A 23,390-nucleotide genomic window follows, 5' to 3' on the forward strand; every position below is an offset into this window, starting at 1 on the left:
GGAGCGACGGATGAACAGCAATAAAGCAATGATGGCGCGTCGCAGCGACGCGGTCCCGCGCGGCGTCGGCCAGATCCACCCTATCTTCGCCGAACGCGCGGAGAACTGCCGGGTGTGGGACGTGGAAGGCCGGGAATATCTCGATTTTGCCGGCGGTATCGCGGTGCTCAATACCGGCCACCTGCATCCGCAGGTTGTCGCCGCCGTCGAAGACCAGCTGAAAAAGCTGTCGCATACCTGCTTCCAGGTGCTGGCCTATGAGCCTTATCTGGCGCTGTGCGAAAAGATGAATCAAAAGGTGCCCGGTGATTTCGCCAAGAAAACCCTGCTGGTCACCACCGGGTCGGAAGCGGTGGAGAACGCGGTGAAGATCGCCCGCGCGGCAACCGGGCGCAGCGGCGCTATCGCCTTCACCGGCGCCTATCACGGCCGCACCCATTACACCCTGTCGCTGACCGGCAAAGTGAATCCTTACTCCGCCGGTATGGGCTTAATGCCGGGCCATGTCTATCGCGCCCTCTACCCATGCGCGCTGCACGGCGTCAGTGATGACGAGGCGATCGCCAGCATCCATCGCATCTTCAAAAACGATGCCGCGCCGGAAGATATCGCCGCCATCATTATTGAGCCGGTGCAGGGTGAAGGCGGGTTCTATGCCGCCTCCCCGGCCTTTATGCAGCGCCTGCGCGCCCTGTGCGACGAGCACGGCATTATGCTCATCGCCGATGAGGTCCAGAGCGGCGCGGGCCGCACCGGTACCCTGTTCGCCATGGAGCAGATGGGCGTCGCGGCGGATATCACCACCTTCGCCAAATCCATCGCCGGCGGTTTCCCGCTGGCGGGCGTCACCGGCCGCGCGGAGGTGATGGACGCCATCGCCCCCGGCGGACTGGGCGGCACCTACGCCGGCAACCCCATCGCCTGCGCCGCCGCCCTGGCGGTATTACAGATTTTCGAGCAGGAGAATCTGCTGGAAAAAGCCAACCAGCTCGGCGACACCCTGCGCCAGGGCCTGCTGGCGATCGCTGAAGATCATCCGGAGATCGGCGACGTGCGCGGTCTGGGGGCGATGATCGCCATTGAGCTGTTTGAAGAGGGCGACCGCAGCAGGCCGAACGCCAGGCTGACGGCGGATATCGTCGCCCGCGCCCGCGACAAAGGCCTGATCCTGCTCTCCTGCGGGCCGTACTACAACGTGCTGCGCATCCTGGTGCCGCTGACCATCGAAGAGGCGCAGATCGAGCAGGGGCTCAAGATCATCGCCGACTGCTTTAGCGAGGCGAAACAGGCATAGAACAGAACACATGCGGAAGCGAAGTACGTTCGTAAGGGAATGAAGACGAGACCTGCAAAACAACAATAATACGCGTGCCCCGGCGCGGGAACGTCGGGGCGCTCTCCCAGGTGACACACTTCGAGAGGGTAAATGATGGGGCAACTGTCGCAATCACAGGATTTAGGGGCGGGGCTGAAGTCGCGCCACGTCACGATGTTATCTATCGCCGGGGTGATCGGCGCGAGTTTATTAGTCGGATCCAGCGTCGCCATTGCCGAGGCAGGCCCGGCGGTGCTGCTGGCCTATCTGTTTGCCGGGCTGCTGGTGGTGATGATTATGCGTATGCTGGCCGAAATGGCGGTCGCCACGCCGGATACCGGCTCCTTTTCCACCTACGCCGATAAAGCCATCGGCCGCTGGGCGGGGTATACCATCGGCTGGCTGTACTGGTGGTTCTGGGTCCTGGTTATTCCGCTGGAAGCCAATATCGCGGCGATTATTCTGCATTCGTGGGTGCCGGGCGTCCCGGTGTGGTTGTTCTCCCTGGTCATCACTCTCGCCCTCACCGGCAGTAACCTGCTGAGCGTCAAGAACTACGGCGAATTCGAGTTCTGGCTGGCGCTGTGCAAAGTGATCGCTATTCTGGCGTTTATCGTACTGGGCGCGGTCGCCATTACCGGCTTTTATCCCTATGCCGAAGTGAGCGGCATTTCGCGTCTGTGGGATCACGGCGGCTTTATGCCTAACGGCTTCGGCGCGGTGCTGAGCGCGATGCTGATCACCATGTTCTCGTTTATGGGCGCGGAGATCGTCACCATTGCCGCCGCCGAATCGGATACCCCGGATAAACATATCGTGCGCGCCACCAACTCGGTGATCTGGCGTATCTCTATTTTTTATCTGTGCTCGATCTTTATCGTCGTCGCCCTCATCCCATGGAATATGCCGGGGCTGAAGAGCATCGGCTCCTACCGCTCGGTGCTCGAGCTGCTGCATATTCCCTATGCCAAGCTGATTATGGACGGCGTGATCCTCCTGTCGGTCACCAGCTGTCTGAACTCGGCGCTGTATACCGCCTCGCGGATGCTCTACTCCCTGAGCCGTCGCGGCGATGCGCCGGCCATTATGGGCCGGACCAACCGCAGCAAAACGCCATACGTGGCGGTGCTGCTCTCTACCGGCGCGGCGTTCCTCACCGTAGTGGTGAACTACTATGCCCCCGCCAAGGTGTTTAAATTTCTCATCGACAGCTCCGGCGCCATCGCCCTGCTGGTCTATCTGGTGATTGCCGTTTCACAACTGCGGATGCGCAAAATCCTTCAGGCGCAAGGCGGCGAAATCCGTCTGAGAATGTGGCTCTATCCGTACCTGACCTGGCTGGTGATCGCCTTTATCACCTTCGTGCTGGTGGTGATGCTGTTCCGTCCGGCACAGCAGCTGGAGGTGATCTCTACCGGCCTGTTAGCTCTGGGAATTATTTGTACGGTACCGATTATGTCACGCTGGAAAAAGCTGGTATTGTGGCAAAAACTGCCGCTGCAAAATACGCGTTAACCCTGTTCCCGGCGCCCGCCGGGAAGAGTATTCAGGAGTAAGAACATGACCGCCATTCCCCAGGCGACGGCCATTGACGGGTACCGTTGGTTAAAAAACGACATCATCTGCGGGGTTTACCACCCCGATGAGAAGCTGCGGATGAGCCTGCTGACGTCGCGCTATGGCCTGGGGGTCGGTCCGCTGCGCGAGGCGCTTTCGCAACTGGTGGCCGAGCGGCTGGTAACGGTGGTCAATCAGAAAGGCTATCGGGTGGCGCCCATGTCGGAACAGGAGCTTCTCGATATCTTCGACGCGCGCGCCAACATGGAGGCCATGCTGGTGCGTCTCGCCATTGAACGCGGCGGCGACGAGTGGGAAGCCGAGCTGCTGGCCCGCGCCCATCTGCTCAACAAGCTGGAGTCGTGCGAAGCGAGTGAGCACCTACTCGATGAATGGGACCAGCGCCATCAGGCGTTTCACACCGCCATCGTCGCCGGCTGCGGTTCGCAGTATCTGCTGCAGATGCGCGAACGGCTGTTCGATCTGGCGGCGCGCTACCGCTTCATCTGGCTGCGCACCACCGTGCTGTCGGTGGAGATGCTGGAAGATAAGCATGTCCAGCATCAGACCCTGGTGGACGCTATTCTGGCGCGCGACGCCGAACAGGCCAGCGCGCTGATGCGTGAGCACTTACTGACTCCGATCCCGATTATTCAACAGGCGATGGCTGGCAAGCTGTCGCCGCAGGCAGGGTGAGTCAGATGGAGGGGTGGAAATTACGGGTATGGCGGCACGCATCTCCACGCCGCACGGGCGTGGAGAAATCGTATCCGTAGATCAATCAGGCTCGCAGGCGAACCGGCTCGCTGAAATCGTCGGCCGGTTCCAGCTTCAGATTAAAGGTGGTCAGCAGCGCTGCTGCGCGCTCGTGAAACTCGCGCAGCGTTTTTTCCAGCCTGTCGCTCACTTCCGGGTCGTCAATGTCGACCGCCTGCCATGATCCTTCCTTATTGAACAGGCCAAACTGGTAGCTATAGGTGAAACGTGACTCCTGTGCTTCCATTTCCATCCACCAGCCCCAGAATTCACGCTTCTCCGGTGCGGGCTTAACATTGACGCAAACTGCCAGGCAATCGAAAAAGAAACGGTTGTCATGGCACTGCTCTTCGCGAATGTAAGGCCCCAGCGCCGTGAATTTCTTGATCAACTTACTTTTCAGGTGTCCACTCGGTAACGTCATTGCGATCTCCTTTAGTGATGCAACTGTTTTACCAAACCAATAGAATTTAGCAATAAATTAACCAAATCTATGATTGATCCAGCGGGCGATCTGTCGCAATGCGTGATCAAAATTGCGATACACCGGGTTAAACGGGATCTCCAGCAGTTTGCCATCGGCAGATGACGAGGTGATTAACCGCGACTCCTCTTCGGGGCTGAACGGATCGTCCTTCCAGAAGCCGGAGAGCATCGGCGTCGGGCAACGGCGCCCCAGCAGTCCCTGGGTTTTTAACGAATAGCGGTTGAGCTCCACGCGTAGCGCTTCATCGGAGGCGTCATGCATGCCCAGCCGCGAAGCCAGCACGTCAAGATACATCTCCGGCACGCGCCCCTGATGCAGGGGATCCACCAGCAGACCATGAACGACCGGGCCCAGACAGGCTACAGCCTTCAGCCGCTGCGGCTCCAGATAGCCCAGACGCACCGCGATATTGGCGCCAAAGCGGAAGCCGAAAGCGGCGACCCGGGTATGGTCAATCCACGGCACATTTTCCAGATGGCGCAGCGCGTGCTGATGCAGCAGGCTGGTGTCCTGATTTAGCGTCCATTTTGACGAGAAGCCGATGGAGGGCATATCAATGGTCAGCATGGCAATGCCGAGCGGTGAGAAGTAGTTCTCATACAGGTTGTAATAATCGGTCTGCAGCGAGTCCAGCCCCCCGCACATCAGCACCGTCGGAAACGGCCCCTCGCCTTTCGGCATATGCAAAAACCCGGTTATCGGCGAGCCGCCAGGGATGGTGAACTCCAGCTCGCGCAGCGAGCCCGGCAGCCGCTGGGCGGCTTCTTCATACGCCCGGTTGGCTAAAGCCTGCGCCTGTTCCGCCAGCTCATCGCCTTTAATATGCGGATAAGCGGCAATGCTATACAGGTTCGAGGCATGCAGCCAGTGGCGGCCGCTCAGCAAAGGATCGGCTTCCTGCCCGGCCTTTTGCTGCCACTGCATGGCTTCTTTCGCCCACTCGAAGATCCAGTTGCCGCCGCGATAGCCGATGACGGTATCGAACAGCTCAGGATCGGTTCGTTCGGCCTCGCTCATCACAATGCGCGCTTGCACATCGAGGATCTCCTGCGGAGTTACGCCGCGCCAGATCCACATCAAACGGTTGATCAGACGGTACCAGTGATCGACGTGATTGCCGCTCAGCGCCGACTGCATCGCCTGGGGTTTTCCGGCAGAAAACCGACGCACCAGCGTAGAAGTTTCGGGATGTTTGAAGCGAGGTTTAAACAGCGTTTCGCTGAGGTTAGCCTGTGACATGTGCAGTCTCCGTCGTAGTGCCACTCCGGATATTGTAACCTGCTAAAGGATAAAAAAAACCACGCCCGGCAAGCCGGGCGTGGTAAATAGCACTGTCCTGAAGAATTAACGACCTGCGATAGGCGGTACAAACACCACGCCCATATCCCACGGCTGTTCAATCCAGGTATCCTGCGGAATATCCACAACGTAATCGTCCACCAGCGGGCGGCCTGCCGGCTTGGCGAAAATGGTGACAAAGTGCGCTTTGGGATACATTTCGCGGATCGCCACGGCGGTACCGCCGGTATCCACCAGATCGTCGATGACGATAAAGCCTTCGCCATCGCCTTCCGCACGTTTCAGCACTTTCAGCTCGCGCTGGTTATCATGGTCGTAGCTGGAGATGCATACGGTATCAACATGACGAATGCCCAGTTCACGCGCCAGTAAGGCTCCCGGTACCAGTCCGCCGCGGCTAACGGCAATAATGCCTTTCCATTGCTCAACCGGCAGCAGACGGCTGGCCAGTTTGCGGGCGTGAATCTGCAACATGTCCCAGGTGACGACGTATTTTTCGCTCATGTGAAGTGTCCCAGCCTGTGTAATACGGCTTAAATAATGTTCGAGGGGGAAAATGGTTGCGCGAGATTATAGAGATCTGACGCACTAAAAACCAGTGTTAAGCGGTTTGCGCAACGCTTTTTGCGTTGTTTACACTACCTGCGGCGGTGGAAAGTGGTATTCTCAACCCCATCGCGCAAGCCCGGGCTTGTTGTGTATTTTAACGCTAACCCTCGTCCTGCAACCGCTGTATGCAGGAGTCTGTAAGGAGACTTACCGTGTCTGAACTGTCTCAACTATCCCCGCAGCCGCTTTGGGATATTTTTGCCAAGATTTGCTCCATCCCGCACCCGTCCTATCACGAAGAACAGCTCGCCGAGCATATTATGGGTTGGGCAAAAGAAAAAGGCTTACATGCGGAACGCGACCAGGTTGGCAACATTCTGATTCGTAAAGGCGCGACTGCCGGTATGGAAAACCGTAAGCCGGTAGCGCTGCAGGCGCACCTCGATATGGTGCCGCAGAAAAATAACGACACCGTCCACGACTTCGTTAAAGATCCGATCCAGCCGTACATTGACGGCGAATGGGTGAAAGCGCGCGGCACCACGCTGGGCGCGGACAACGGTATCGGAATGGCGTCCGCACTGGCGGTACTGGCCGATGATAGCGTCGCTCACGGCCCGCTGGAAGTGCTGCTGACCATGACCGAAGAAGCCGGTATGGACGGCGCGTTCGGTCTGCAGGCCAACTGGCTACAGGCCGATATCCTGATCAACACCGACTCCGAAGAAGAAGGCGAAATCTATATGGGTTGCGCCGGCGGGATCGATTTCACCTCTAACCTGGCGCTGACCCGCGAAGCGATTCCCGCCGGGTTCCAGAGCTTTAAAGTCACCTTAAAAGGGCTGAAAGGCGGCCACTCCGGCGGTGATATCCACCTTGGTCTGGGTAATGCCAACAAGCTGCTGTCGCGCTTCCTCGCCGGCCACGCCGATGAGCTGGATCTGCGTCTGGTCGATTTCAACGGCGGCACGTTGCGCAACGCCATCCCGCGTGAAGCTTACGCTACTGTCGCCGTCGCCGCGGATAAAGCCGATGCGCTGAAAGCGCTGGTGAATACTTACCAGGCGCTGCTGAAAAACGAGCTGGAGGCCAAAGAGAAGAACCTGGTGGTGCTCGTGGAAGCGGTCGATAACGACAAAGCGGCGCTGACTCAGGCTTCCCGCGACACTTTCATCCGTCTGCTGAACGCCACGCCGAACGGGGTTATCCGCAACTCTGACGTGGCGAAAGGCGTAGTGGAAACTTCGCTGAACGTCGGCGTCGTCACCATGACCGATGACAACGTACAGATCCACTGCCTGATCCGCTCGCTGATCGACAGCGGCAAAGACTACGTGGTCAGCATGCTGGATTCTCTGGGTAAGCTGGCGGGGGCGAAAACCGAAGCCAAAGGCGCTTACCCTGGCTGGCAACCGGACGCCAATTCGCCGGTGATGCACCTGGTACGCGAGACTTACCAGCGTCTGTTCAACAAGACGCCGAACATCCAGATCATTCACGCCGGTCTGGAATGCGGTCTGTTCAAAAAACCGTATCCGGAGATGGACATGGTCTCCATCGGGCCAACCATTACCGGTCCGCACTCCCCGGATGAGCAGGTCCATATCGAGAGCGTCGGTCAATACTGGACGCTGCTGACCGAGCTGCTGAAAGCCATTCCGGCTAAATAAGCCCCACAACCGGCGGCGGCCCGCCGCCGGTTTTACCCCGCATCACCTTAGCGCCACGCGTTTTTCCATCCGGTAATTAATAAACCACTCCCCGCGCGCCGCCACCCGTTGCTCAGCCACCACCTTAAAACCATGAGCCGTAAAACAGGGCTTTGCGGTAATGCTGGCGTCCACCGTCAGGATTTGCGCTGGATACTGAACGCAGAGCGCCTCGATAAGCGCGCCGCCGATACCCTGGCGGGCACGATCCGGCGAGACGAACAGCAAATCGATATGCGTCCCGATGGCGGTGATAAAGCCAACCGGCTGGCTGTTGACCACGGCCACCAGGCCGATTGAGTCGGCCAGCTTTTGTCGCCAGCGCGTCTCATCCACCTGCGCCCAGGCCGCGATCTGCCCCGGGGTATAGTCCCGACTGGCGGTTTCCCGCACCGCGCGCAGAAAGATCTGGCAGAGCAGTGGCAAATCGCTGTCGCGGTAAGCACGAATATGCATGGCTAAATCCCTAATAAAAGCTGCCTTTCCAGCTGCGGATCGAGCAACGTCACGTGGAGCCCAACCAGGCGCACGCCCCGTCCGCCGCGGCGCTCATCCCAGGCTTTGTGCGCGGTGGCGATCAGATCCTCTTTGTTCAGCCGCGGCCAGACGTGCTCCTGGGTGGTCAGCTGGAAATCATTGAATTTCAGTTTAATGCCCTGGCGGGCGATCAGCAGATCAGGTTTGACCTTCGCCAGTCGCCTCTCCAGCTCGGGATAGAGGTTTTCGATAATCGCTTCGCACTCCGGCCATTCATGTATATCTTCCGCTAAGGTGCGCTCCACGCCCACCGATTTACGCTGCCGATCGTTATGAATTTCCCGCTCATCAATCCCGTGGCTGCGCTCCCACAGAATACGCCCGAATTTACCGAAGCGCTTAAGCAGCATGGCCAGATCGCTGTTCTGCACATCGCCACAGGTTCGCAGGCCCATATTTTCCAGCTTCGCTGCCGATACCTTCCCGACGCCGGGTATTTTCGCCAGCGGCAGCGCCCGCACAAACTCTGCCACCTGATGGGGAGCGATAACGAACTGGCCGTTGGGTTTATTCATATCTGAAGCGATTTTAGCGAGAAACTTCACCGGCGCCACCCCCGCCGAGGCGGTGAGGCGCAGCTCCCGTTCGATGGTCTGGCGGATCTCCTGGGCTATCAGGGTGGCTGACCCGTGACAATGCTCGCTGTCGCTGACGTCAAGATAGGCTTCATCCAGCGACAGCGGCTCAATGCGCGAGGTATAGCGGGAGAAAATTTCGCGGATATGGTTCGAGGCTTCTTTGTAGGCATCAAAGCGGCCAGGAAGCAGCGTGAGGTGCGGGCACAGCTTGAGCGCCGTCGCCGTCGGCATGGCGCTGCGCACGCCAAACTTACGCGCAGGATAGTTCGCGGTACTAATCACGCCACGTTGTACCCGACTGCCGCCTATCGCGAGGGGAATATCGCGCAACGCTGGGTTGTCGCGCATCTCCACCGCCGCAAAGAAACAGTCCATATCGACATGGATAATTTTACGCATCGTCAGACTCAACACTGTATACCCATACAGCATAGCAAAATCAGATGCGAATTTTATGCTTTTTTTATTTCATTGGCTAAAAAAGCGGTTAAAACATAAAACTGCAATAAATTATGTTTATTTTCATTGAGTTAAAAGATAAATCAGGAAGATGTAATCATGAAGAAAATACTTACCGCGCTTTGCCTGCTGGCCACCGCCGGCGCCTGGGCCGCTCCACAGCTGATAGCCCACCGCGGCGGCACCGGCGATGCGCCGGAAAATACCCTGCCGGCCATTAAGCTGGCGCTGGAGAATAACGCCGAAGCCATCTGGGTCACGGTGCAGTTAAGCCGCGACGGCGTACCGGTGCTCTACCGGTCAAGCGATCTTTCCGCATTGACCAATAGCGAGGGCAAAGTTTCCAGTTTGACCGCCGCCGAGCTGGCGAAAGTCGACGCCGGCTGGAAATGGGGGGATGACAGCCACCCGTGGCGCGGTAAGCAGGCCACCATTCCGACCTTGCAAAGCGTTTTACAGCAATGGCCGCACACTTTTTTCTATATCGATATCAAATCTCCGGATGCCGATCCCACCGTGATGGGCCAGCGCCTGCTTGAAGTGTTAAAAACCACCGATAGCCTCGATCGCGTGCGGGTCTATTCCACCGAAGACCGCTATATCGCCGCCCTGCCGCCAGCCATCCCTCGCTTTGTCACTCGCAGTGAAACCCGCACCAGGCTTGCCAATATTTCGCTCAGTCATCAGTGCCAGCCAGCGAGTCAACGCGATGGTGAGCAGTGGTATGGCCTGGAGCTGAAGCGCAAAGTCGAGGTGGTGGAGAAATTCACCCTTGGCGAAGGGATCTCCCCGGCGACGCTCACCTGGGATAAAGAGGCAATGGATTGCTTCCGCTCGCAGGATAAAGCGCACATTATCTTCTTCGGCATCAACAGTGCGGAAGACTACCGCACGGCGATAGAACTGGGCGCCGACGGGGTGATGGTGGATTCTCCGGCGCAGGCGAAAAGCTGGCAGTAAGGGAGTCAACGGCTAAAAAGGCCGCGAAAGCGGCCTCACATTGCTGGCATGTTGTTGCCGAGTGGCGGCTGGCGCCTTACCCGGCCTACAAAACCGAAGCAGCAGCCCCGGCCAGCGCAGCGCCGCCGGGCACGGAGCCGCTTTATGCCGGGTGGCGGCTGGCGCCTTACCCGGCCTACAAAACCGAAGCAGCAGCCCCGGCATGCGCAGCGCCGCCGGGCACGGAGCCGCTTTATGCCGGGTGGCGGCTGGCGCCTTACCCGGCCTACAAAACTGAAGCAGCAGGTCCGGCATGCGCAGCGCCGCCGGGCATTACAAAATACGCCGCTGCTGACGCTGCGCCTCGCGGGCGAGGCGCTTTTTACGCGCGTCGCACGGTTCCGGACAATCGCAGACTTTCTCCAGCCCCAGCGCGGAGATCCCACCGCAGCTGCCCTGGATGCTCTTGCGCTTCACCAGGTAGCCCAGCGACATGCCGAGGATCACCAGCGCAAAAATCACAAAGGTCGCGATAAATACCGTCAGCATCGTCAGCCTCCAAAGTCGTCGAGGAGAATATTCTCGTCCTCGACGCCCAGATCTTTGAGCATCTTAATTACCGCGGCGTTCATTACCGGCGGCCCACACATGTAAAACTCGCAGTCTTCCGGCGCCGGGTGATCGCGTAGATAGTTCTCGTACAGAACGTTATGGATAAAGCCGGTATGCCCGGTCCAGTTATCTTCCGGCAGCGGATCGGAGAGCGCGACGTGGAAGGTAAAGTTTGGATTGTCGCGCGCCAGCTGTTCAAACTCCTCATCGTAGAACATTTCGCGCAGCGAACGGGCGCCGTACCAGAAGCTGATTTTGCGCGTGCTGTGCAGGCGCTTGAGCTGGTCGAAAATATGCGAACGCATCGGCGCCATCCCGGCGCCGCCGCCGATAAACACCATCTCGGCGTCGGTTTCTTTAGCAAAGAACTCGCCAAACGGCCCGGAAATCGTCACCTTATCGCCCGGCTTCAGCGACCAGATATAGGATGACATGATCCCCGGCGGCGCATCCGGGACCTTCGGCGGCGGCGTCGCGATGCGCACGTTGAGCATAATGATGCCCTTCTCTTCCGGATAGTTAGCCATTGAGTAGGCGCGCAGGGTCGGCTCTTTCACCTCAGAGACATAGCGAAACAGGTTGAACTTATCCCAGTCTGAACGGTATTCATCGGGAACATCAAAATCTGCATAGGCCACTTTATGCGGCGGGCATTCAATCTGAATATAGCCCCCGGCGCGAAACGGCACCACCTCCCCCTCCGGGATCCGCAGCTTGAGCTCTTTAATGAAAGTGGCTTTGTTATCGTTAGAGATAACTTCACACTCCCATTTTTTGACGCCGAAAATCTCTTCCGGCAGTTCAATCTTCATGTTCTGCTTCACCGCCACCTGACAGGCCAGACGGCAACCGGCTTTGGCATCCCGCTTGGTAATATGCGAAAGCTCGGTCGGCAGGATATCCCCGCCGCCCTCTTTAACAGTTACCCGACACTGGCCGCAGGAGCCGCCGCCGCCGCAGGCGGAGGAGACGAAGATCCCGTTGCTGGACAGCGTGTTCAGCAGTTTGTCACCCGCCGGGGTGCGGATCTGTTTATCCGCTTCGTTATTGATCTCAATAACCACGTCGCCCGCGTTCACCAGCTTTGAGCGCGCTGCCAGGATAAGCCCCGACAGCACCAGCACAATCAGCGTGAACATCACGACGCCAAGAATAATTTCCATACTTATTCGCCCTTATAGCTGCACGCCGGAGAAGGACATAAAGCCCAGCGCCATTAGTCCGGTGGTGATAAAGGTGATCCCTAACCCGCGCAAACCGGCGGGCACGTTGGCGTACTTCATTTTTTCGCGGATCCCCGCCATCGCCACGATCGCCAGCATCCAGCCAATGCCGGAGCCGAAGCCGTAGACGATGGACTCCGGGAAGTTGTAATCGCGCTGCACCATGAACGACACGCCGCCGAAAATCGCACAGTTAACCGCAATCAGCGGCAGGAAGATGCCCAGCGCGTTGTACAGTGCCGGAAAATACTTATCGAGGATCATCTCGAGGATCTGCACCAGCGCGGCGATCACTCCGATAAAGGTGATGAAGTTAAGAAAGCTGAGATCCACCCCCTCAACCAGCGCGCTGTCGCGCAGCACCAGGTTATAGACCAGGTTATTGATTGGCACGGCAAGCCCCAGCACTACCGTCACCGCGACGCCGAGGCCGAAGGCGGTGGAGACCTTTTTCGACACCGCAAGAAAGGTGCACATCCCGAGGAAGAAGGCCAGCGCCATGTTCTCAACGAACACCGCGCGGACAAACAGGCTGATGTAATGAGCCATCACCGATTACTCCTTTTCCTGCTGCTCAGGCTTCCAGCTACGCAGGGCCCAGATCAGCAAACCGATAATGAAGAACGCGCTCGGCGCCAGCAGGAACAGGCCGTTCGGCTGATACCAGCCGCCGTTCTGCACCGTTTCCAGCACCGTGATACCGAACAGCTTGCCGCTACCGATAAGCTCGCGCAGGAAGCCGACGATAATCAGGATCGCGCCATAGCCGAGACCGTTGCCAATACCATCCATAAAGCTCGCCAGCGGCGGCGACTTCATGGCGTAGGCTTCGGCGCGGCCCATCACGATGCAGTTGGTGATGATAAGCCCGACGAATACCGACAGCTGTTTGGAGGTCTCATAGGCGAAAGCCCGCAGCAGCTGATCCACCACGATCACCAGCGAGGCGATGATCGCCATCTGCACGATGATGCGCACGCTATTGGGAATATGGTGGCGGATCATCGAGATAAACATGCTGGAGAACGCCGTCACCAGGGTCACCGCAATGGTCATCACGAAGGCGGTTTCCAGTTTGGTGGTTACCGCCAGTGCGGAGCAGACGCCCAGCACCTGCAGGGCGATGGGGTTATTGGCGATGAGCGGCCCCACCAGCACGCGCTTCACCTCTTTCATATCGCTCTGTTCAGCCATTATTCAGCTCTCCCTCACGAACCTTTTTCAGGAACGGACCAAAGCCCAGTTCGCCCATCCAGAAATCAAAGCTATGCTGCACGCCATTGGACGTCAGCGTGGCGCCGGATAAACCGTCAACCGCGTGGAGATCGCCCGCGCGCGCGCCGCCTTTCACCACCTTCAGCGCCGGCATACCGTTGTCATCCAGCACCTGCTTGCCGACAAACTGCTGGCGCCAGTTGGGGTTTTCCACCTCGCCGCCCAGCCCCGGCGTTTCGCCCTGATCGTAGTAAGTAATGCCTTTTACCGTGCGGCCATCGACGTCCAGCGCCACAAAGGCATACATCATCGACCACAGGCCGTTGCCATAAATGGGCAGCACCACCTGCTCAATCTTCTGCTGCGCGTCGCGCACCAGGTAAATTTCCGCCAGATTACTGCGTCGCTTTATACCAGCCGGATCCTGACTGGCATCCAGGGCCATACTCTGCTGCGGATCCTTCAGCGCCTGGGCCTGATTAAATTTACCCGGGTCTTTCTCCAGCAGTTCGCCGGTGGCCAGATTCACCAGTCGCGGGGTAATGCGCGCCGCGAAGGTGTCCGCTACCGCATCCGCATCCATACCGGGGTGCATCAGCCCTGACACTGCCAGGATATTGCGCTGCTTATCCAACGCCTGCTGCGCCTGCTGGCGGGATTTCAGCCCCACGGCCGAGCCCGCCACCACGATGGAGCAGACCAGACAAAGCACCAGCACCACCAGCAGCGTTTTGCCGATGCTATCGTTACTTTTCTTCTCAGCCACGCGACTTCCTCCGCTTAATATTGGCCTGCACCACCAGATAATCGAACAGCGGTGCGAAGAGGTTGGCGAAGAGGATCGCCAGCATCATCCCTTCCGGATAAGCCGGGTTCACCACGCGGATCAGCACGCACATCACGCCGATCAGCACGCCGTAACTCCATTTCCCTTTATCGGTAAACGAGGCGGATACCGGGTCCGTCGCCATAAACATCATCCCGAAGGCGAAACCGCCGAGCACCAGATGCCAGTACCATGGCATAGCGAACATCGGGTTGGTGTCGGAGCCGATAACGTTAAACAGGGTGGCGGTGGCGATCATGCCGATCATTACCCCGGCGACGATGCGCCAGGACGCGACGCGGCCAAAGAGGATGATCGCCCCGCCGATGAAGATCATCAGCGTTGACACTTCGCCTATTGAGCCGGGAATATTGCCGAGGAAGGCGTCCATCCAGCTCACCGGCACGCCAGTCGCCACGTTCACCAGCGCTTCACCGCCGCCGCTGGCCCACTGGGAGAGCGGCGTGGCGCCGGAGAAACCGTCCGCCGCGGTCCATACGAGGTCGCCGGAAATCTGCGCCGGATAGGCGAAGAACAGGAACGCGCGCCCCGCCAGCGCCGGGTTGAGGAAGTTGCGCCCGGTGCCGCCGAAAATCTCTTTGGCGATCACCACGCCGAAGGAGATCCCCAGCGCCGCCTGCCACAGCGGCAGCGTGGGCGGCACAATCAGCGCGAAGAGAATAGAGGTAACGAAAAAACCTTCGTTAATCTCATGCTTGCGCACAATCGCGAACAGCACCTCCCAGAAACCGCCGACGATAAAGACGGTGAGGTAGATAGGCAGGAAAAATACCGCGCCCAGGGTCATCATGCTCAGCCAGCCGGCGTCGGCACTGAAGCTCACCCCTAACCACTGGGCGACGCTGTAGTGCCAGTTGTTGGCGATCGCCTGCTGCAGCTGTTCGGCGCCGTATAGCTTGTGCAGCGCCGGAATGGTCTGCAGCCCAACGTTGTACATGCCCCAGAACATCGCCGGGAATACGGCAAACCACACGAGGATCATCATCCGCTTCAGGTCGATGGCGTCGCGCACGTGCGCCGCGCCGCGGGTTACCTGGCCCGGCGTGTAGAAGATGGTCGCCGCCGCCTCATACAGCGGGTAATATTTTTCCAGCTTGCCGCCATGCGTGAAATGCGGCTCAAGTTTCTCAATCAGGTGCTTTAAGCCCATCTCTTATCCTTCCTGCTCAATCCGGGTTAACACGCTGCGCAGCGCCGGGCCATATTCATACTTTCCAGGGCAAACATAGGTGCACAGCGCCAGATCTTCTTCATCCAGCTCCAGACAGCCCAGCGCCTGAGCGCTGTCGGTGTCTCCGGCCAGCAGATCGCGCAGCAGTATGGTCGGCAGGATATCCAGAGGCATCACCCGCTCGTAGTTGCCGATCGGCACCATCGCCCGCTCGCCGCCGTTGGTATCGGTGGAAAAATGAAAGCGCTTGCGCTTGAAGAAATGGCCCAGCGTGGTGCGGGTAATCGAGAATTTCTCTTTGCCCGGCATCACCCAGCCGAAGAGCTCTTTTTCCCGCCCTTCTTTGACCACGCTCACCTGCAGATGGAAGCGCCCCAGGAAGGCGTGAGGGCCATGGGCGCGGGCGCCGCTAAGCACCGAGCCGGAAATGACCCTGTTTTCCCCCTCCTGCAACTCACCTGCCAGCAGATCCTCCAGGCTGGCGCCGAGCGTCGTTTTGACCAGCCGCGGAGATGTTACCTGCGGGCCGCCGAGCGCAATTATCCGTTCGCAGTAGAGCTCCCCGTCGAGGAAAAGCTTACCAATGGCGATCGCGTCCTGATAATTGAGGTGCCAGACCTGCTTATTCAGGCTCACCGGCTCCAGAAAGTGAATATGCGTTCCCGGCAGCCCCGCCGGGTGCGGCCCGCTGAACTGATTGAAACAGACCTGGCCGAGAGGATGACCGCCCAGCTTGCCGCCGCTGGGCTGGCAGACGTGCACTTTCCCGTCGGTCAAGCGCGTGAGCACGGTAAGACCGGCGTCGAAGGCGGCACGTTCGGCCAGAATAATCGGCTGCGGCTCCGCCGCCAGCGGATTGGTGTCCATGGCGTTAACAAAGATAGCGGCGGGCGTGCTCCCCGGGAGCGGCGTTTTGCTGAACGGTCGGGTACGCAGCGCCGTCCATTGGCCCGACGCCAGCAGCTGCTGCTGTACGGTGTCGCGCGGCAGTTCGGCCAGCGCGTCCGCGGCGTAACGGGTAAACGCCACCGCGTCATTGCCCTCGATATCAATCACCACCGACTGCAACACGCGCCGTTCGCCGCGGTGGATCGCGCTGACGATCCCGCTCGCCGGGGCGGTAAAGCAGACGCCAGGGATCTTTTTATCTTCGAACAGGATCTGACCTTTTTTGACCCGATCGCCTTCTTTAACCGCCATCGCGGGGCGCATGCCAACGTACTCTTCGCCGAGTAGCGCGACGCGCTTCACCGCTGGCGCGGGAGAAATCTGCTGTAATGGCATGCCAGCTATGGGCAAATCCAGCCCTTTCGTGATTTTAATCATATCGTTAGCAGGTATCCGTAACCTCAACCCCGACGCAGGTCAGGGCCAGCTTATTGACAGAATGGCAGAGAAGAAAGGGCGAAACGGCGCCAGTAGCACTCAGGACGGAAGAGAAGCATCCTTTCTTACTCTGATGATGAACCGGCGCAAGTGTAACATTTCGTGAGCGGCGGCTGTAGCGCAAGGGGCGATAAGTGCTTCTAAAATGCGAGCTATTGCGCAAAGTTCTCACTGTGTTTTCGTCGCTGGCAGGGTATAAAGTGAGGCTGATTTGTAAACGCCGCCACGTCGCCCTTGCGAAAAAATGCCGTGATGCTAATGTGAGCGCTCTAAATCCAGAAAACTCTGATTTCGGGTCTCTCTTGCCGTCCTGGCAATGTGGCTATTTTGTTTTATCAAGGAACAAGCAGTATGCGCAAAATCGCATTATTTATTGCGATGCTTCTGTTGCCGTGCGTGTCATTTGCCGGGCTGCTCAGCAGCAACAGCCCGACAACGCCGGTAAGCAAAGAATATAAGCAGCAATTAATGGGTTCACCGGTTTACATTGAGATCTTTAAAGAAGAGCGCATGCTCGACCTTTACGTCAAAATGGGTGAGACCTACCAGCTCCTCGACAGCTACCGGATCTGCAACTACTCCGGTGGCCTCGGTCCGAAACAGCGCCAGGGCGATTTCAAGAGTCCGGAAGGGTTCTATAACGTCACCCGCAGCCAGCTCAAACCCGACAGCCGCTTCTATAAAGCGATTAACATCGGCTTCCCGAACGCCTACGATCGCGCCCATGGTTATGAAGGGAAATACCTGATGATCCACGGCGACTGCGTCTCAGTCGGCTGCTACGCCATGACCGACAGCGGTATCGATGAGATCTTCCAGTTCGTGACCGGCGCCTTAGTCTTCGGCCAGCCAAGCGTGCAGGTGAGTATCTATCCGTTCCGCATGACCAACGCCAACATGGAACGCCACAAATACTCCTACTACGCGGATTTCTGGAAACAGCTCAAGCCAGGCTATGACTATTTCCAGCAGACCCACAAACCGCCGGTCGTATCAGTGACCGACGGCCGCTATGTGGTGAGCAAGCCGCTCAGCCACGAGGTTGTCCAGCCGCAGCTGGCCTCAAACTACACGCTCCCCGAGACAAAATAACGCCCACTCGCCTGGCATGATCTTATGCCAGGTTTCATTGGCCGTCAGCGGCTGCGTGGCGATAACCGTGACCACATCGTTGGGTGTGGTCTCGCGTTGAAAGTCGATCTCCACATCCTGGTCCAGCAGTTTTGCCACGCCGAACGGCGCTCGCCGGGTGATCCAGTGCAGATTGGTCGAGCAGAACGCCATTACGTAGCGCCCGTCCGACAGCAGCATGTTGAACACCCCTTTCTCACGTAGTTCACCCGCGAGGGTGGCGATATACTTGAAAACGCCCAGCATATTGCCCGGCGTGCGCGGATAGCGCTCGGTTAAACGGTGCAGCAGCCAGCAAAACGCTTTTTCACTGTCGGTTTCACCTACCGGATGAAAATTACCGGTTTTCAGCGACTTATAGCCTTTTAGCTGCCCATTGTGCGCATAGGTCCAGTTGCGCCCCCACAGTTCGCGGGTGAAGGGATGGGTGTTCTCCAGGGCCACCCTCCCGCGGTTGGCCTGACGAATATGGGCGACGACGGAACAGGACTTAATGGGGTAATCCTGAACCAGTTTCGCGATCGGCGACTGAAAGCTCGGCTGGGGATCCTTGAATGTGCGACAGCCTTTACCTTCATAGAAGGTGATGCCCCAGCCGTCTTTATGCGGCCCCGTCCCGCCGCCGCGCTGCACCAGCCCGGTAAAGCTAAAACAGATATCGGTTGGCACATTGGCGCTCATCCCGAGCAGTTCGCACATAGATCACCTCACCCTCACAAATCACGACGGCGCCGGAGCGAGGCCACCGTCAACAGTACACACTCACCTGCCTGTTAGCCTTTCGCCATCTCTTTTTCGATCAGCATAATCAGAATGTGGATCACTTTGATATGGATCTCCTGGATGCGGTCGGCGTAGCCAAAGTGCGGCACGCGAATTTCCACATCAGCGCTACCGGCCATTTTACCGCCGTCTTTACCGGTCAGGGTGATCACTTTCATCCCCTGCGCCCGCGCGGCCTCAATGGCCTTAATCACGTTGCCGGAGTTGCCAGACGTGGAGATACCGAGCAGCACATCGCCTGCGCGGCCAACGGATTCAACGTAGCGGGAGAACACATACTCATAGCCAAAATCATTGCTCACGCAGGAGAGGTGGCTGACGTCGGAGATCGCGATGGCCGGGTAACCCGGGCGGTTTTCGCGATAACGTCCGGTCAGCTCTTCCGCAAAATGCATCGCATCGCAATGGGAACCGCCGTTACCGCAGGACAGCACTTTCCCACCCGCCTTAAAGCTATCCGCCAGCAGGACAGCGGCACGCTGGATAGCATGGATATTGGCTTCGTCCTGCAGAAAGTTAGCCAGCGTTTCCGCGGCTTCGTTCAGTTCGTTACGAATAAGATCCTGGTACATGAGGATAATCCTTCAGTATGAGTGGAATAACCCCGGCAGTGTACCGGATAGCCGTCGAAGCGAGAAGCAGCAGGCAGCGTTATCCCTCGCTCTTTTGATTTTATGTGCCGCTTTTGCATACAACAATGTGAGCAAGGTTGTAATTATTTTGTAAACACATTGCTAAATAAAAACGCATGCACTACAACCAATACATCACAAGTGGTCAGACCTCCTACAAGCTCAGGGAGCATTTCTCTATGATGATTTTGAGTATTGTTGCAACCGTCGTTTTACTCGGCGCGCTCTTCTATCACCGGGTCAGCCTGCTGCTCAGCAGCGTGATTTTGCTCGCCTGGACCGCGGCGCTCGGCGCGGCCGGAGTGTGGAATATCTGGCTGCTGCTGCCGCTGGCGATCATACTGTTGCCGTTTAACTTTGCGCCTATGCGTAAATCCATGATTTCCGCACCGGCGTTTCGCACATTCCGCAAGGTGATGCCGCCGATGTCGCGCACGGAAAAAGAAGCCATCGACGCCGGCACCACCTGGTGGGAAGGCGATCTGTTTCGCGGCAATCCTGACTGGCAAAAGTTACATAACTATCCGCAGCCGCGGCTGACCGCCGAAGAGCAAGCTTTCCTCGACGGCCCAGTTGAAGAAGCCTGCCGGATGGCTAACGACTTCGCCATCACCCACGAAATGGCCGATTTGCCGCCGGAGCTGTGGGCCTATCTGAAAGAGCACCGCTTCTTCGCGATGATCATTAAGAAAGAGTATGGCGGACTTGAGTTCTCCGCTTACGCTCAGGCACGAGTACTGCAGAAACTCTCTGGCGTCTCCGGCATCCTGGCGATCACCGTCGGCGTCCCGAACTCGCTGGGTCCGGGCGAACTGCTGCAGCATTACGGTACCGAAGAACAGAAGAATCATTATCTGCCGCGTCTGGCACGCGGCCTGGAAATCCCTTGCTTCGCTCTCACCAGCCCGGAAGCGGGCTCTGATGCCGGCGCCATCCCGGATACCGGCGTGGTGTGCATGGGCGACTGGCAGGGTCAACAGGTGCTGGGGATGCGCCTGACCTGGAACAAACGTTATATCACGCTGGCGCCTATCGCCACCGTGCTGGGGCTGGCTTTCAAACTCTCTGACCCGGATCGTTTGCTGGGCGGAGAAGAAGAGCTGGGTATCACCTGCGCGCTGATCCCCACCTCCACCCCGGGCGTGGAAATCGGCCGTCGCCACTTCCCGCTGAATGTGCCGTTCCAGAACGGTCCAACCCGCGGCAAAGATATCTTCGTGCCTATCGATTACATCATCGGCGGCCCAAGCATGGCCGGTCAGGGCTGGCGCATGTTGGTTGAATGTCTATCGGTCGGCCGCGGTATTACTCTGCCGTCCAACGCCACCGGTGGTCTGAAATCCGTTGCCATGGCGACTGGCGCTTACGCCCATATTCGCCGCCAGTTCAAAATCTCCATCGGCAAAATGGAAGGGATTGAAGAGGCGCTGGCGCGTATCGCCGGTAACGCCTATGTGATGGACGCTGCGGCGTCGCTGATCACCTACGGCATCATGCTCGGCGAGAAACCTGCAGTGCTGTCCGCTATCGTGAAATATCACTGCACCCACCGCGGCCAGCGCTCCATTATCGACGCGATGGATATTACCGGCGGGAAAGGCATTATGCTGGGCGAAGGCAACTTCCTCGCCCGGGCCTATCAGGGCGCGCCTATCGCCATCACCGTGGAAGGCGCAAACATTTTGACCCGCAGCATGATGATCTTCGGTCAGGGGGCGATTCGCTGCCATCCGTACGTACTGGAGGAGATGGCCGCCGCGCAGAATAATGACCTGAACGCCTATGACAAGCTGCTGTTCAAACATATCGGCCATGTCGGCAGTAATAAAGTGCGGAGTTTCTGGCTGGGCCTGACCGGCGGGCGCACCAGCAGCGCGCCGACTCGTGACGCCACCCGTCGCTACTATCAGCAAATGAATCGTCTGAGCGCCAACCTGGCACTGCTGTCAGACGTCTCAATGGCGGTGCTCGGCGGCAGCCTCAAGCGACGCGAACGTATCTCCGCCCGTCTGGGGGATGTGTTAAGCCAGCTGTACCTGGCCTCGGCGGTGCTGAAACGCTATGACGATGAAGGACGCAATGAAGCCGATCTGCCGCTGGTTCACTGGGGGGTACAGGACGCGCTGCACCAGGCCGAGCAAGCCATTGACGATCTGTTGGACAATTTCCCGAACCGTCTGGTGGCAGGCGTAATGCGCCTGGTCATCTTCCCGACCGGCCGTCATCATCATGCGCCATCGGATAGGCTGGACCACCAGGTCGCCAAAATTCTGCAGGTGCCCAGCGCCACGCGCTCCCGCATCGGCCGCGGTCAGTATCTGACGCCGAGCGAGCATAACCCGGTAGGCCTGCTGGAAGAGGCCCTGCTGGAAGTGATGGCGGCCGATCCTATCCACCAGCGGATCTGCAAAGAGTTGGGTAAAAATCTGCCGTTCACCCGTCTGGATGAGCTGGCCCACAACGCGCTGGCCAAAGGATTAATCAGTCAGGATGAGGCCGCCATTCTTACCCGTGCAGAGCATAGCCGTCTGCGCAGCATTAACGTCGACGACTTTGCGCCAGAGGAGCTGGCGACAAAGCCGGTAAAGCTGCCGGAAAAAGTTCGTAAAGTTGAAGCTGCATAATAAAACCACTACCACATCACACGCCGGGCGGGGAACTTTCCCCGCCTTTTTTTCGCCCTCTCCTCCCCTTTCGTTTCCATCAGTAGCATTTTTTTAACAAAATATTCCGCGGACCGCCGCGCGGCTGATATGGTGTTACAGTTAACCTAACCCCCTCATGAGAATGGAGTTGACCATTGTGCCTGGCCTGAAAATTTCGCTGTTGCAACAACCGCTGGTCTGGATGGACGGCCCTGCCAACCTGCGCCATTTTGATCGCCAACTGGAAGGAATCACCGGGCGCGATGTGATTGTTTTACCAGAGATGTTTACCACCGGCTTTGCCATGGAAGCGGCAAAACAGTCTTTACCCGAGGCCGACGTGGTGGAGTGGATGCATGCCCGGGCCGCGCAATCCCAGGCGCTGATTGCCGGCAGCGCTGCGCTGCAAACTGAACACGGCGCTGTTAACCGCTTCCTGCTGGTCGAGCCTGACGGTACGGTGCACCATTATGATAAACGGCACCTGTTCCGTATGGCCGATGAACATCATCACTATGAGGCCGGAAACCAGCGCGTGGTCTTTGAATGGCGTGGATGGCGGATCCTGCCGCTGGTCTGTTACGACCTGCGCTTTCCGGTATGGTCGCGTAATCAGAACGACTATGATTTGGCGCTGTATGTCGCCAACTGGCCGGCGCCGCGCTCGCTGCACTGGCAGTCGCTGCTGATCGCCCGCGCGATTGAAAACCAGGCCTATGTCGCCGGCTGTAACCGGGTTGGCACTGACGGCAACGGCCATCATTACCGCGGCGATAGTCGGATTATCAATCCCCAGGGGGAGATTATCGCCACCGCCGATCCGCATCAGGCCACTCGTCTTGATGCCGAGCTGTCGCTGAGCGCCCTTCAGGAATATCGTGAAAAATTCCCCGCCTGGCGCGATGCCGATCCTTTCACGATCGGCTAATCACCCTTCGGGAGCCGCTGCGCTCCCTTTTTATTCCACCACGATCCGCACAGCACAGTAGACCAATAACGCTGCCAGCATCCAGTTCAGTTGCCGCCCGTACAGCAAAAACAGGCGCTGAAACAGATGCCCCGCCAGCGCCCAGCACAGATTTCCCAGCGCGCCAATCGCCGCCAGCAGCAGACTCACGCTGATAAGCCAAACAGGCTCGCGAGTAACGGGCAGAACAAAGGTAGAAAGCGCGGTGATGCCATACAGAATAATTTTAACGTTGACGAACTGCAGCCCCAGACTTGCCCAAAAGCCTACCGGTTCTACACTCGGCATCCCTGTCGCCGGTTTGCTTTTGGCAATCTGCCAGGCCAGCCACAGGATGTACGCCGCGCCAATCCATCCCAATACCAGGGTAAAGCGTGAGTCGAGTTCAACCAGCGAAAAGGTTAAAGCCGCGCAAATCAACATAGTGATAATAAACCCGACGCTCATCCCGGCCAGCACCCGCAGGCTGCGGCGTAGACCATGGGAAGTGACGCTGCTCAGCGCCAGGATATTGTTGGGCCCGGGTGTCAGGGCGGTGATCAAAGTGTAAGTTAAAAAGGCGCTAATCAGGGTAGGTGTCACGGGTTTTCTCC

23 protein-coding genes are annotated in these 23,390 nt (G+C 58.2%); 8 read left to right on the forward strand and 15 right to left on the reverse strand.

All coding sequences use genetic code 11. The features are described from left to right. The first annotated feature begins 10 nt into the window (after positions 1-10). The 3 genes from gabT (at position 11) to csiR (ending at position 3,568) form a co-directional block, all read left to right on the forward strand. On the forward strand, positions 11-1,294 hold the full coding sequence (gene gabT / locus KB892_RS20555) for a 4-aminobutyrate--2-oxoglutarate transaminase (RefSeq protein WP_004147193.1): 1,284 nt from the start codon (positions 11-13) through the stop codon (positions 1,292-1,294). Between the two features lie 135 nt (positions 1,295-1,429). Next, a complete protein-coding gene (gabP, locus tag KB892_RS20560; RefSeq protein ID WP_062955115.1) occupies positions 1,430-2,830 on the forward strand; it encodes a GABA permease in 1,401 nt (466 codons plus the stop codon). A 45-nt stretch (positions 2,831-2,875) separates the two neighbouring features. Further along, positions 2,876-3,568 (forward strand): DNA-binding transcriptional regulator CsiR, encoded by a 693-nt coding sequence (gene csiR, locus KB892_RS20565; protein WP_002889794.1) that lies wholly within the window; start codon positions 2,876-2,878, stop codon positions 3,566-3,568. Positions 3,569-3,653: 85 nt separating this feature from the next. Here the strand turns inward: csiR and crl are convergent, their stop codons facing one another. From crl to gpt, 3 genes are all read right to left on the reverse strand, one after another. Beyond that, entirely contained in the window at positions 3,654-4,052 is a 399-nt protein-coding gene (crl, locus tag KB892_RS20570) for a sigma factor-binding protein Crl (protein ID WP_002889793.1), read from the reverse strand. 57 nt (positions 4,053-4,109) lie between these two features. Beyond that, positions 4,110-5,354 (reverse strand): esterase FrsA, encoded by a 1,245-nt coding sequence (gene frsA / locus KB892_RS20575; RefSeq protein ID WP_002889742.1) that lies wholly within the window; start codon positions 5,352-5,354, stop codon positions 4,110-4,112. Between the two features lie 105 nt (positions 5,355-5,459). Further along, positions 5,460-5,918: a xanthine phosphoribosyltransferase gene (gene gpt, locus KB892_RS20580; RefSeq protein WP_002889733.1), complete on the reverse strand. Its 459-nt coding sequence runs from the start codon at positions 5,916-5,918 to the stop codon at positions 5,460-5,462. 257 nt (positions 5,919-6,175) lie between these two features. Between gpt and pepD the strand changes: the two genes are divergently transcribed. Then, on the forward strand, positions 6,176-7,633 hold the full coding sequence (gene pepD, locus KB892_RS20585; RefSeq protein WP_004152033.1) for a cytosol nonspecific dipeptidase: 1,458 nt from the start codon (positions 6,176-6,178) through the stop codon (positions 7,631-7,633). 42 nt (positions 7,634-7,675) lie between these two features. Here the strand turns inward: pepD and KB892_RS20590 are convergent, their stop codons facing one another. Then, positions 7,676-8,128 carry a GNAT family N-acetyltransferase gene (locus KB892_RS20590; protein WP_002889727.1) on the reverse strand — a complete coding sequence of 151 codons (453 nt, stop codon included), beginning with the start codon at positions 8,126-8,128 and terminating at the stop codon, positions 7,676-7,678. Between the two features lie 2 nt (positions 8,129-8,130). After that, a complete protein-coding gene (gene dinB / locus KB892_RS20595; RefSeq protein ID WP_002889726.1) occupies positions 8,131-9,186 on the reverse strand; it encodes a DNA polymerase IV in 1,056 nt (351 codons plus the stop codon). Between the two features lie 159 nt (positions 9,187-9,345). On the opposite strand from dinB, the gene KB892_RS20600 reads away from it, so the two are divergent. After that, positions 9,346-10,206, forward strand: a complete 861-nt coding sequence (locus tag KB892_RS20600; protein WP_002889724.1) for a glycerophosphodiester phosphodiesterase family protein — start codon at positions 9,346-9,348, stop codon at positions 10,204-10,206. Positions 10,207-10,518: 312 nt separating this feature from the next. On the opposite strand, the gene nqrM is transcribed toward KB892_RS20600, so the two are convergent. Genes nqrM through KB892_RS20635 form a run of 7 tightly spaced genes read right to left on the reverse strand, consistent with a single transcriptional unit; the run spans position 10,519 to position 16,579 of the window. After that, a complete protein-coding gene (gene nqrM, locus KB892_RS20605) occupies positions 10,519-10,734 on the reverse strand; it encodes a (Na+)-NQR maturation NqrM (RefSeq protein ID WP_002889722.1) in 216 nt (71 codons plus the stop codon). Between the two features lie 2 nt (positions 10,735-10,736). Next, complete coding sequence (gene nqrF / locus KB892_RS20610) at positions 10,737-11,960, reverse strand: NADH:ubiquinone reductase (Na(+)-transporting) subunit F (RefSeq protein ID WP_002889720.1); 1,224 nt, start codon at positions 11,958-11,960, stop codon at positions 10,737-10,739. A 12-nt stretch (positions 11,961-11,972) separates the two neighbouring features. Next, positions 11,973-12,569, reverse strand: coding sequence for an NADH:ubiquinone reductase (Na(+)-transporting) subunit E (nqrE, locus tag KB892_RS20615; protein ID WP_002889718.1), 597 nt, complete (start codon positions 12,567-12,569; stop codon positions 11,973-11,975). 6 nt (positions 12,570-12,575) lie between these two features. Beyond that, the gene (locus KB892_RS20620) at positions 12,576-13,214 is read right to left on the reverse strand and encodes an NADH:ubiquinone reductase (Na(+)-transporting) subunit D (protein WP_002889716.1); all 639 of its coding nucleotides are present in this window, start codon (positions 13,212-13,214) and stop codon (positions 12,576-12,578) included. Then, positions 13,207-14,001, reverse strand: a complete 795-nt coding sequence (locus tag KB892_RS20625) for a Na(+)-translocating NADH-quinone reductase subunit C (protein ID WP_002889705.1) — start codon at positions 13,999-14,001, stop codon at positions 13,207-13,209. Before KB892_RS20625 ends, KB892_RS20620 begins: the two co-directional genes overlap by 8 nt. Beyond that, the gene (locus tag KB892_RS20630) at positions 13,994-15,232 is read right to left on the reverse strand and encodes an NADH:ubiquinone reductase (Na(+)-transporting) subunit B (RefSeq protein ID WP_002889703.1); all 1,239 of its coding nucleotides are present in this window, start codon (positions 15,230-15,232) and stop codon (positions 13,994-13,996) included. Before KB892_RS20630 ends, KB892_RS20625 begins: the two co-directional genes overlap by 8 nt. A 3-nt stretch (positions 15,233-15,235) precedes the next feature. Beyond that, positions 15,236-16,579, reverse strand: a complete 1,344-nt coding sequence (locus KB892_RS20635) for a Na(+)-translocating NADH-quinone reductase subunit A (protein WP_002889702.1) — start codon at positions 16,577-16,579, stop codon at positions 15,236-15,238. A gap of 411 nt (positions 16,580-16,990) precedes the next feature. Between KB892_RS20635 and dpaA the strand changes: the two genes are divergently transcribed. After that, positions 16,991-17,731 (forward strand): peptidoglycan meso-diaminopimelic acid protein amidase, encoded by a 741-nt coding sequence (gene dpaA / locus KB892_RS20640; protein ID WP_002889699.1) that lies wholly within the window; start codon positions 16,991-16,993, stop codon positions 17,729-17,731. On the opposite strand, the gene KB892_RS20645 is transcribed toward dpaA, so the two are convergent. Beyond that, positions 17,702-18,469 (reverse strand): class II glutamine amidotransferase, encoded by a 768-nt coding sequence (locus KB892_RS20645; RefSeq protein WP_002889696.1) that lies wholly within the window; start codon positions 18,467-18,469, stop codon positions 17,702-17,704. The two genes, dpaA and KB892_RS20645, sit on opposite strands and share 30 nt — an antisense overlap. A gap of 74 nt (positions 18,470-18,543) precedes the next feature. Next, positions 18,544-19,125 carry a D-sedoheptulose 7-phosphate isomerase gene (gene lpcA / locus KB892_RS20650; protein WP_004145825.1) on the reverse strand — a complete coding sequence of 194 codons (582 nt, stop codon included), beginning with the start codon at positions 19,123-19,125 and terminating at the stop codon, positions 18,544-18,546. A gap of 239 nt (positions 19,126-19,364) precedes the next feature. On the opposite strand from lpcA, the gene fadE reads away from it, so the two are divergent. Both fadE and KB892_RS20660 read left to right on the forward strand, forming a co-directional pair. Beyond that, the gene (gene fadE, locus KB892_RS20655; protein ID WP_002889690.1) at positions 19,365-21,809 is read left to right on the forward strand and encodes an acyl-CoA dehydrogenase FadE; all 2,445 of its coding nucleotides are present in this window, start codon (positions 19,365-19,367) and stop codon (positions 21,807-21,809) included. 178 nt (positions 21,810-21,987) lie between these two features. Then, entirely contained in the window at positions 21,988-22,758 is a 771-nt protein-coding gene (locus KB892_RS20660) for an amidohydrolase (RefSeq protein ID WP_002889689.1), read from the forward strand. A 30-nt stretch (positions 22,759-22,788) separates the two neighbouring features. Here KB892_RS20660 and eamB read toward each other — a convergent pair whose 3' ends face one another. Further along, on the reverse strand, positions 22,789-23,379 hold the full coding sequence (gene eamB / locus KB892_RS20665; RefSeq protein WP_002889688.1) for a cysteine/O-acetylserine transporter: 591 nt from the start codon (positions 23,377-23,379) through the stop codon (positions 22,789-22,791). Between the last annotated feature and the right edge of the window lie 11 nt (positions 23,380-23,390).

It is taken from the genome of Klebsiella sp. P1927 (genome assembly GCF_018204675.1).
GTDB lineage: Bacteria > Pseudomonadota > Gammaproteobacteria > Enterobacterales > Enterobacteriaceae > Klebsiella > Klebsiella pneumoniae.